A 7,008-nucleotide genomic window follows, 5' to 3' on the forward strand; every position below is an offset into this window, starting at 1 on the left:
ACAGTCCGGCCGTGGTGATTTGCGCGTGCGGGACGCGTTCGACAAGGTGGGCTTGCTCCTTTCACTGCTGATGTGGCGGATGGAGTAGGGCTCCGGCGGGGTCGGGTTTGGCGACTTCGCGCCCCGCTGGATGCCCGTCGATCGGGCGCTTTCGGGTTGGCCCCTGGTGCGTCGAGCGGGCATGTGAGGCATCTCCTCTCCGGATGTGGATCAGAAGCGCAGTTGACCGAGCAGCGCGTTCACGCCGTCGATCGCGGTCTGTACGAACGGTGCTGCGGCGGTCTGTGCGATGAGGAACCCGAAGGCTCCGCAGAGCAGGGCTTCCAGCCACCGCAGGTAGCGGATCTTGAGCAGGAAGCCGATCAGCAGGCCCAGCAGCAGTACGGCGGATACGGTCACGAGCACGGCGGTTCCTCCCTGGGCGTGCCGTCGAGGCGTTCGAGGTGCACCCGTGCTGGCCCCGACGGGTCGTAGGCCGCCTCTGCCAGCGTCGGCAGGTCCGGCGTGAGGTGTGCGAAGGCCGCCGCGATCTCCTCAGCCCGCTGCTCGGTGATCAGGTGCGAGCGGGCCAGCTCCCAGCCGTCAGCGGAGGCGAGGACGGCTGTGCCCGCCTGGTCCGGGGAGATCGTCTGTGCGGCTTCCGTCGCGTCGGGATTCAGATCGCCGAGCGCCATCTCCGCCGTTCCGGAATCCGCGACGCGGTGGCAGACGCGTCCTCCCAGTTGGGCTCGCAGGGTGGTCACGCCGGTTCCGAGATCCGAGCCGACCCGCTGGCCGGCCACGACCAGGTGGACGCCCAGTGCCGCACCGAGTTGAGCGAGCCGTACAAGAGCCGTTGCCGCAGCCTGCACTTCGTCACGCTCAGCCCGGTTGGCGACGAGGAACAGTTCCGCGATCTCGTCCACCAGGACGACGATGGGTACCGGCCGCAGTTCCTCCGGCAGGGCCCACACGTTGCGGACACGATTGCGTCGGCACACCGCCATCCGGTCGAGCGTGAGATCCATCAACGCGTTGAGAAGGCGTACTGCACCAACGCGGTCGGTGGCGAGGGCGGACAGGCGCGGCCCGTACAGGGACAGTTCCATCCCGCCCTTGCAGTCGATGCCAACCAGCGCGACGCGTTGCGGAGCGAGTCCGGCGACGAGCGCGTTCAGCAGCGTCGACTTACCGGAACGTGTCGCCCCGACGATCAGCCAGTGCGGGACGCGTCGCAGGTCGACGACCCAACGGGCACCAGACTCCAGAACGCCCACGGACGTGGCGAGCAGGCGTGGCGGATGTAGGCGACGCGGAGCGGTCTGCTGCTGGAGCGGATCCAGGACCAGAGCGGTGACGCGAACCGTGCCGGGCTTCACGAGCGTGATCCGGACGGCGTGTGCGCCCCACTCCTGTGCCAACGCAGTCGCCGCGTCAACGAAGTCCTGCGGGACTTGGCCGGGCAGCAGCCGAACCGGCAACCAGAAGCCGTGCCGAGTTCGCCGCATCGCGCCGCGTCTCGGGACGCGAGGCATCGGAGGAGGGGAGCCGTTGAGGGCGAGCCTGGAAACGACGGTCAGCGCCGCCTTTCGACTCATGGCCAGACCGCAGCCGGCCATGAGAGGCCGCCAGGTACGAAGGACACGTAAGCAGGCGATCGGAAAGCCGAGCCAGCGCCACCAGAGAAGCGGTGAGCGTCGCCGCAGCGCAGGGCCTGCCAGCATCAGGTTGGACACCGCCGCAACCAGCAGCAGCAGTGTCCAGCCGAGCCAGGGTGCCCCGGTAGAGGAAGCGGACGCCGCCGGTATCACTGGCCGACTCCCTTGCCACCGGACGACGGCGGAGCGGAAAGCGGCTTGATCTCGGTGGCGCGGAAGGCGACGCCATGCCGTCCGTCCGTCTCCCACGGGGTGGCGTACAGGTCGCGAACCTGGACCGGCATGCCGTTCTGCACGCCGACCGGCTCGCCCGGAACGCTGACGGTGACCACGTCCGCCGACGTACCGGCCATCAAGCACAGGCCAACCTGGTAGAGAGTCTGGCCGGTCTCACGGTCGATGCGCAGTTGGCCGGTCTCCCGGTTCGCGACACGCGGCTTGGGCGGCACTGCGCAGATGATCCCGGTGAACTTCGCGGTGTCGATCGGTAGGGCTACCACTGATGAACTCCTCTGTGTCTGTGAGCCCGTAGGCACCTCCTACGGACTGGCTTCCACCCGTAGTACGGGTGCGTCCAAGAGTGAGTCCCGAAGTACGGGTTGTCAAGCGCCTTGAAGTGGGGGACGCTGTGAGCTGTCCACGAGGGTGGACAGACTGGCCAAGTCCGGCCAGGCAAAGCCGTCAGCGCGTCACGGAGGCCACGCGATGCCCATCGACAAGCCCAAGCCCCGATACAGGCAGATCGCGGAGAGCTTGCGCCAAGGCATCCTGGACGGCACGTATCCCACAGGGCAGCCGCTCCCGTCCGAAGAGTCGTTGGCCAAGCGGTTCGGCGTCACACGCCCCACCGTGCGCCAGGGCATCGCGGAACTCCGGGCGAGTGGTCTGGTCGAAGTGATGATGGGGCGCGGCATGTTCGTCCGGTCGCCCCACGGGCGGCCCAGCCTCACCCAGCGACGCGGTGTACGCCGGGCAGCAGATGGGCGCTACACCGAGGCGGACGGCATGCGCTGGGAGGACGCCGAAGAGCCCGTTGCGACGCGTACAGACGCGCCACTCGCACTGGCTGACCTGCTGCGCATCCCACCAGGCGAACCGATGTACACCTACGACGCGCTCCAGACAGCCGACCGCGGACGCCTACGCCAACTCCGGCGCACCTACATCCCGTTCTCGGTGCTCATCGACACGCCGTTCGAGGAGAAGGCCCCGCCGGCAGCCCCGTTCCTCTACGAGGCCCTGAGCGACCTCGGCCACGAGCTGCACTTCACGGAGTACGTCCGCACTCGGATGCCCCTCCCGGACCAGGCCCAGGCCCTTCGCCTACCGGACGGCGTCCCGCTCCTGCACATTCTCCGCGTCACGCTCAACGCGGACGACAGGCCGCTCGCCCTGGAGGAGTTCCGCGTACCGGGCGACGACCTGGAGCTCTCGTACCCCCTGTGACAGCCGGGCTTCCTGGCTCAAACCTTCTCTACGTCTTCAAGGCGGCTCGCTTCGCTCACCGCGCAGGCCCGGCCCCCGGCCGGGCCTGCGCTCCTGTCTCCGCCCCGCTCCAGCCCGGCCGGTGCCCGGGCCGCGCTCACGGCACAGACGCCTGTTGGCCGAGAAGAACTGCGTCGTGGCTACGGCGGTCGGCGAAACTTTCGACATATGCCAGGTCCCATTCGACACAGGTCGATAGCCTCATTCCATGACGAGCACGACGTGTGGATGGTGCGGCCGAGTGGCCAACATGAGTCGGTGGAGCGAAACCGCCTTCCAGGGAGGAGGAGACTTTGAGCGAGAAGCGTACTCTCAAGCGCACCGATGCGATCACTGTGGAAAGCTTCTTATCCGCTACGGATACGAAGAGGAACCTGAGCAATGGCTTCCTAGAGCAGGGGCTCAGAAAGAATTCCCCGACGTGCCTGTCGAGATCGCATCGCTCGCCATTGAGGCGCACGACAGCCTGTCTGTAAATGCAGGAAGAGGCGCAGTGATTCTTGCCCGCGCGGTGATTGAGGCCACAGCCAAGGACAAGGGAATTACGAGTGGGAACCTTTACGCAAAGATCGACCAGCTGCATACTAACGGGCTTATTCGAGAGCACATAAAAGAGGCAGCGCATGAGGTTCGATTGGGCGGAAATGACGTGGCGCATGGCGACATCCTGAGCGGCCCGTTCTCTTACGAGGAAACGGCAGAAATTCTAACACTGATGGACGAAGTGCTTCTTGAAGTCTATCAATCGCCAGCCCGCGTAGAACGCGCCCGCCAGCAACGCCTCAATCGCCAACAGGGCTCGGTAAATCCGTAAACCTGGAGTCGATCCGCAGGCCTCAATCACTATGCATCCTTACTCCATACAGTCCACCCAGGAGCATCTTGTCATGGTAACCGGCGACTTTCGTAAATTCGACTTCGGATACTCTGATTCAGGGCGCGAGTACACTCGATCCCCGCGGCTACTGCGGGAAGGATTCTACGATCTCGGCAGGATCGAAGAAAGTGTACTCAGTTCGCACGAGTTTTTGATTCTCGGCTATAAGGGATCCGGGAAATCTGCTATTGGCGGACGGCTACAGTTGATCGCACAGGACTCCCCAGGGTGCTACTCCGCTCCAGCCCCTATTCATGTAGATCGACTTTCTTTGAAAGAATTCCGGGGGATCATCCCGGAGGCCATTGATCCTCATATTCGCCATCAATGGGTCTGGGAGCTCCACCTACTGATTCATATCGTCTCCCAATTGGCGCGAGATGCCCAGGCGGATAAGGTACGCAGAGAAAGTATCAGCGCCGCACATGAGCAGCTCCAGAGAGCAGGAGTCACACCCCAAAGTCCCGCAGCCATGAAACGGCTGCGCATGAGCAATGTCGAAACTCTTGATAGTTCCCTGCAATCTTCCGGTACCACCCGAAGTACCGATGCGAGCAGGCTCGAAGACTGGATCTTGTATCTAAAGCACGAAGTTTCATCCTTCAGAAGTTCGCGTCAGCATTACATCTTTATTGACGGGCTGGATGACGTATCCATTGTCCAGGAAGGCAGGTCGGCACTGCTTGGTGGTCTAATTCAGGCCGCAGCCGACCTAAACGATTCGTTCGTTTCAACCGAGAGCCCAGTCAAGATCATTGTCTGCTGCCGGACCGATCTCTACACCCGCCTATCCCTTCCACGAGCAGGAAAGATCCGGCGGGATGATGGGCTAGAATTGAACTGGTACCAGAACACGCGAGATTTTCGAGCGACGCACCTCGTACGACTAGCGAATCTGAGGGCAAGGCTAGTCGACCCTAGCTGCTCCAATGTTTTCGATGCGTTTTTTCCCGAACGAATCTCCGGCAGGGCCGCAACTGAATTTCTATTGCTTCAGACACGCCACACTCCGAGGGATCTCCTCCAGCTTCTGAAGGTTATCCAGGGCCACGTAGAGCAGGCTGGAAAAATTCCGAATGCTGTTGTCTTGGCAGGCGTCGCCGAATATTCCGGCAGTTACTTCATCGGAGAGATGCGGGATGCGCTCTCTACCTACTTTCAACAGGAAGAGATTCGGCGCATCGAAGAATTGCTCGGAACATTGCGAAAGCGGCAATTCTCGCATCAAGAACTCACCGGAGTGGTGGAGCGAGATCATCGTTTCAGGGGGAAAATTGACCCGGAGAAGACTCTGTCCGCCATGTTCGATAGCGGGTTTCTGGGAAACGTAACTTCCGGCGGTCCCGCGGGTGGATATGAGCAATACTTTAGGTTCAAATTCCGTAACCCTCAAGCCGCCTTGGTCTATGACGATGGAATGCAGCTGCATCCAGGTCTTTGGAAGACCTTCAACGTAGCTTAATCGCCACTCTCCGAAGTTGTGTCAGGATTCGATAGCCAGTCGACAGCCCGGAACGAGGCTGTCTCTTGCTTCCAAGCTCCAGATATGCGCCGCACGTCCGACACTCTCGTTACGGATCAGCCGACACGTCCAGCCTTGGTCGTGGCCCAGAAGCCAGTAGCGTGGCTGAGGCCGGTGGGGGTACAGCGGGGCATACGCGCGCCTGGTTTGCCAGCGCACCCGCCGTTGTGGCTGGCTGTCGTCGGACGAGGTTCGTGCCATTACCGTGCCAGATGCAGCGGTTAGCCACGGTCAACGAGGGTGACTGATGTTCGAGTTGGTGGGCAGCTCACCAGTCATTGAAGCGCCAGCTCAGCGGCACTCCTCCCCAGCCGCTCTCCTAAAGCGGTGCTCGGTCGCAGGGCTGATCGCTGGAAATCGCTGCACGATGTGGCACCCGCGCTCCCGGTACCTCCGCCCGTAGTTCTGCCACCAGGCCTGTTGCGACGAGCCGGGCGAGGAGGGCGGCGGCTTCGTTGGTGATCGTGCCGAGCGTGACGACTCCCTCACCATCGACGTTGACGTCTGCCCGGAGGGCGGGGAAGTCGGCCGCGAGACCCAGATCTTCGAGCGTGGCCGCGAGTGTGGACGCTGCTCGCCTGCCTTCCGCCCAGCCTCGTACGTACGGCACGTCGGGGGAAAGGTGTTCGGCGCGCTTGCGGCAGACGCCGCGGGGGTCCGTCATGGTGACTCACTCTCCGGGGGGATCTCGTTGAGTGCTTTCGTCAGGGCGAAGCGGAGCAGTTCTGCGAGTCGTTCTGCCGTGTCCGGTGACACGCGGCCGAGGTCGATGAAGCCCTGTCCGAAGGCGTTGAGATCTGCCCGCAGGTACGGGAACTGGTCTTGCAGGCCGGCTGCCGTCAGGACGTTCCGCAGGGAGACGACGGCGTTGCGCGCTGCGTACCATTCGCGGCTGTCGATGGGGGACCAGCTTGCGGCATCCGACGTTGGCTCGTGATCACCGGGCACGGGTCGCCTCCGGCCCGAGGTACTCGGGTCGCGCGTGTTCCTGCCCGTACCGGTCAGCGCGGGAGACAAGGGCGGAAGCTGCCACGAACATGGCTGCCAGGGCGGCAACACGCGCGGGGTTGGCCTCCGGTCGGCGCATCGGGGCCCGCAGCCAGGTGTGTCGGTCTCCGTTCAGCGGCATCGGTCCCGGCACGACGAGGAAGGATCCCTCGGTGAGGTAGCGGTACTGCGGGGGGTCGTGGGTCTCCCCTTGGACCATGCCTCGGAACCTGCCCAGGGACTTGGACGGCAGGAAGAATCCGACGCATCGTGATCCCCAGTCGACTGCCACCGGGCCCAGAGGCATGCTGCGTCGGTCGAGCTGGTCGAACGTCTCCAGGCCGACGCGCTGTTCCACGACCACGACATCAAATAGCCGTCCGGTCGGCAGCGTGTAGGGGCGGCGGCAAGGTCATTGCGTGATCGCGATCTGTCCGGGTTGATCACGTAAGGCCCAGAGCTGTCAGAGGCCGCCGGTGGTCGCGGCCGGTGTGCCGGAG

9 protein-coding genes are annotated in these 7,008 nt (G+C 63.6%); 3 read left to right on the forward strand and 6 right to left on the reverse strand.

Going from position 1 to position 7,008, the window contains the following annotated elements:
- Positions 1-210: 210 nt before the first annotated feature.
- The 3 genes from H300_RS0113915 to H300_RS0113925 form a co-directional block, all read right to left on the reverse strand.
- Positions 211-405: a hypothetical protein gene (locus tag H300_RS0113915; RefSeq protein WP_028427923.1), complete on the reverse strand. Its 195-nt coding sequence runs from the start codon at positions 403-405 to the stop codon at positions 211-213.
- Entirely contained in the window at positions 396-1,514 is a 1,119-nt protein-coding gene (locus H300_RS0113920) for an FtsK/SpoIIIE domain-containing protein (RefSeq protein ID WP_486583811.1), read from the reverse strand. The genes H300_RS0113915 and H300_RS0113920 overlap by 10 nt, the downstream gene beginning before the upstream one ends.
- Before the next feature lie 272 nt (positions 1,515-1,786).
- Entirely contained in the window at positions 1,787-2,137 is a 351-nt protein-coding gene (locus H300_RS0113925) for an SCO3933 family regulatory protein (RefSeq protein ID WP_028427925.1), read from the reverse strand.
- Between the two features lie 205 nt (positions 2,138-2,342).
- Between H300_RS0113925 and H300_RS0113930 the strand changes: the two genes are divergently transcribed.
- The 3 genes from H300_RS0113930 to H300_RS31510 all read left to right on the forward strand — a co-directional run bounded on the left by H300_RS0113930 (position 2,343) and on the right by H300_RS31510 (position 5,461).
- Positions 2,343-3,083, forward strand: a complete 741-nt coding sequence (locus H300_RS0113930; protein ID WP_028427926.1) for a GntR family transcriptional regulator — start codon at positions 2,343-2,345, stop codon at positions 3,081-3,083.
- A 460-nt stretch (positions 3,084-3,543) separates the two neighbouring features.
- Entirely contained in the window at positions 3,544-3,936 is a 393-nt protein-coding gene (locus H300_RS30170; RefSeq protein ID WP_199779184.1) for a DUF4145 domain-containing protein, read from the forward strand.
- Between the two features lie 73 nt (positions 3,937-4,009).
- Complete coding sequence (locus H300_RS31510) at positions 4,010-5,461, forward strand: P-loop ATPase, Sll1717 family (protein ID WP_158678368.1); 1,452 nt, start codon at positions 4,010-4,012, stop codon at positions 5,459-5,461.
- A gap of 379 nt (positions 5,462-5,840) precedes the next feature.
- On the opposite strand, the gene H300_RS31065 is transcribed toward H300_RS31510, so the two are convergent.
- Genes H300_RS31065 through H300_RS0113945 form a run of 3 tightly spaced genes read right to left on the reverse strand, consistent with a single transcriptional unit; the run spans position 5,841 to position 6,866 of the window.
- On the reverse strand, positions 5,841-6,185 hold the full coding sequence (locus tag H300_RS31065; protein WP_078515976.1) for a hypothetical protein: 345 nt from the start codon (positions 6,183-6,185) through the stop codon (positions 5,841-5,843).
- Positions 6,182-6,469 (reverse strand): hypothetical protein, encoded by a 288-nt coding sequence (locus H300_RS26815; protein ID WP_051270032.1) that lies wholly within the window; start codon positions 6,467-6,469, stop codon positions 6,182-6,184. The genes H300_RS31065 and H300_RS26815 overlap by 4 nt, the downstream gene beginning before the upstream one ends.
- Entirely contained in the window at positions 6,459-6,866 is a 408-nt protein-coding gene (locus tag H300_RS0113945; RefSeq protein ID WP_486583814.1) for a hypothetical protein, read from the reverse strand. Before H300_RS0113945 ends, H300_RS26815 begins: the two co-directional genes overlap by 11 nt.
- Positions 6,867-7,008 lie beyond the last annotated feature (142 nt).

The organism is Streptomyces sp. TAA040, assembly GCF_000424845.1.

Coding starts and splice junctions, on each gene's coding strand:
- H300_RS0113930 (WP_028427926.1), top strand. CDS start 2,343: ATGCCCATCGACAAGCCCAAGCCCCGATACAGGCAGATCGCGGAGAGC.
- H300_RS31065 (WP_078515976.1), bottom strand. CDS start 6,185: ATGACGGACCCCCGCGGCGTCTGCCGCAAGCGCGCCGAACACCTTTCC.
- H300_RS31510 (WP_158678368.1), top strand. CDS start 4,010: ATGGTAACCGGCGACTTTCGTAAATTCGACTTCGGATACTCTGATTCA.
- H300_RS0113920 (WP_486583811.1), bottom strand. CDS start 1,514: ATGCCTCGCGTCCCGAGACGCGGCGCGATGCGGCGAACTCGGCACGGC.